2 protein-coding genes are annotated in these 2,753 nt (G+C 67.9%); both read right to left on the bottom strand.

What is annotated here, in order from left to right; translation table 11 throughout:
• Positions 1–1,288: 1,288 nt before the first annotated feature.
• Positions 1,289–2,449, bottom strand: a complete 1,161-nt coding sequence (locus A3764_RS23085; protein WP_067927910.1) for an RsmB/NOP family class I SAM-dependent RNA methyltransferase — start codon at positions 2,447–2,449, stop codon at positions 1,289–1,291.
• Between the two features lie 42 nt (positions 2,450–2,491).
• Positions 2,492–2,753 (bottom strand): IMP dehydrogenase (locus tag A3764_RS23080; protein ID WP_201722508.1); only part of this gene is annotated, 262 nt, incomplete at its 5' end.

Raw genomic sequence — 2,753 nt, 5'->3', positions numbered from 1 at the left:
TGGGACGCGGCCGAGGCGATGTTTCGGGAGNNCNNCGCGNNCNNCANCACCGCGATCAGGCAGGGACCCTCAGGCTCGGCCACCCGGTTGAGCGTGACCTGCACGAAAATTTCGGCATCGTCCCGGGTCAGCCGCAGGAATTCCGCCTTCCGCGAGAGCCGCTCGGAAAGCGTGTCGTCGAACCAGTCGCTCACCGAACGGCCAAGGCCTTCCATCATCGCCGACAGATGCACACCCACGGCCAGCCGCGGCCCGAGCAGCCTGCTCGCCATTTCATTGAAACTGCGCACGCTGCCGTCCCGGGCGAGTTTCACCAGCGGCACGGGCAGCTTCTGGAACATGCGCGCGTCCGCCTCTTCGGGCGAAGGCTCCCCCGCGGGCAGCAGGTAGAGGGCGCGGCGACTGGCTGCCGCGGGCATCTCGGCGACGCGTACGGGCTGCGGGCCTTCGGCGGTGTCGAGTTCGTAGCGTTCGCCGTTTTCAATGGGCAGGTCGCGGAACAGCCGGTCGAGCGATTTGATACGGCTGCCCACCAGCCGCCGGGCGGCATCGTTCATGTAGAGCACCGCGTTCGAACGGCCCACCATCAGCATGGGCAGCCCCTGCGCCTCGCGCTCTGCCCCGGCGCGTGCGCGCGGGGCGAGCGGTTCGATCCGCCAGACAAAGCGTGCCTCTTCCTTCGGCGCGGGGATGGCATGCACCGAAATGCGCAGATGGCCCTGCGCGGTCACGAAATCTTCGCGCGCGGCACCGCTCGCCTCTGCCCGGGTCAGCAGCCGAAAGAGGATGCCGCTCGGATTGGCGAGCTGCGGCTTGAGGATGGCCGGGATACTGCGCGTTTCCCGCCCCTTGTAGGCGGTCTGGCCGGCGAGGTTGACATAGCTCACCGCCCCGTCCGATCCCGCGACGAAGGAGGGCACCGGATCATGCATGATCATGCGCGCGACCTCCGGCTCCCTGCTGGCAGAGAGCGCGGAGCCTGACGCCACCCCCGGGCGCGCCCATAGGCAGATGACAAGGAGAGCGGCGGAAAATGCCATGAGCGCCAGCGCCAGCTGCCGGTCCGGCATGAACAGCGACGCGCTGCCCGCCATGAGGCAAAGCACCAGCAGGCTGTAGAAGCGATGGCGCGACAGACCGGGGCGTGCGGAAAACGCCGGGGCCGAACTGCTTACTTCCGTCGTCTGTGACAAGCTGACCTCGGGCGCTGCGAATCCTACGACCATATGGGCCTCAAGCGGTTAATCGTCGCTTAATAGCGGCTATAACATCTTAAGGTTGAGTATGATCAGATGTCAGCACGCGTCAAGTGTGCGACGAAGAATCCGTCGCCCTCGTCGCTCACCGTGAAACTGCGCTTGAAATCGCATTTCCAGCCCGACCGGGCCGTGAAGGCGGCGATCCTGTCGCCGTTCTCTTCGCCGAGAACCGAACAGGTCGCATAGACCAAGATGCCCCCGGGGGCGACGAGCGGCGCCGCCGCGTCGAGGATACCGTCCTGTATCGCGGTCAGTTCCGTCAGCCGGTCAGGTGTCAGCAGCCATTGGCCTTCGGGCGCACGGCGCCATGCGCCCGATCCCGAACAGGGCGCATCGCAAAATACGATGTCGAAGGGTGCCTCTCGGAGCAAATCGGGTGTCTTCAGCACGGGGATCGCGACGCCGGCGCGGGCGGCCCTTTCGGGCAGGTCGCGCATACGCGCGGGGTCGATGTCATGGGCGAAGACCTGCGTTTCCCCGCGCGCGGCCATTGCCAGCGCCTTGCCGCCCCCGCCCGCGCAATAATCGAGAATGCGGCCCGCCGGGGGGAGCCCCGCCGTGGCCGCCTGGCTCGAAGCGTCCTGCAATTCGACGTCACCATTGAGATAGGGCGGCGCATTGCGCAGTTTTCGCGGCCCCTCCTCCACCGTGAGCGCCGTATCGCAGCGCGGGTTTTCACGGGTCAGGACCCCGGCCTCCGCCAGCCGCTGCGCCGCCTCCGCACGGGTCAGCCTGCCTGCGTTCACGCGCAGGGTGACGGGTGCACGCTCCCGCAGGGCGCGGGCCGTGGGCAAGGCTTCGGTGCCAAGGCTTTCGTGAAAGCGGGGGATAAGCCAGTCGGGCAGATCCCATTCGGCCCCCTCCGGCACAGGCCCCGGCTCAGCCGCTTCTGCGGGCGTGAGCGGGGCGGGCGCATGGCCTGCCCCATCGAATAAATGGCCGGGATCCTGCCCCTGAAGACGCAGCAGGCCCAGCATCAGCGCGCGACCGTCTTCGCCGCCCCCCGCGTGGGCGGCGCTGCGGCGGCAGCGGAGCACGTCGAAGACATGGTCACGAATGGCCGCGCGGTCCTTCGATCCGGCGAAACGGCTGCGCCGCGCCCAGCGGGTCAGCGCCTGTTCCGCAGGAGTGCCTGCAGCGATACTGTCCAGCACCTCTATGGCTGCGGCGACGCGGGCGCCGGGGGTCACCGGCGCGCACCCGTCAACGCGATACCCTGCCCGCCCACGGGATCAACCGATCCGGTAGTTTGGCGATTCACGGGTGATCTGCACGTCGTGCACGTGGCTTTCCTTCAGCCCTGCCCCGGTGATCTTTACGAAGGTGCAGTTCTTGCGCATCTCTTCCACGGTGGCGCAGCCGGTATACCCCATGGCCGCGCGCAGCCCGCCGATCAGCTGATGCACGACTGCCCCCGCCGCACCCTTGTAGGCGACCTGACCCTCGATCCCCTCGGGCACCAGCGACAAGCTGGTGCCCGAGGGGATCGAGGGT

Source organism: Sulfitobacter sp. HI0129 (assembly GCF_001635395.1).
GTDB lineage: Bacteria > Pseudomonadota > Alphaproteobacteria > Rhodobacterales > Rhodobacteraceae > Sulfitobacter.
This window is presented reverse-complemented; position numbering and strand designations above follow the sequence as displayed.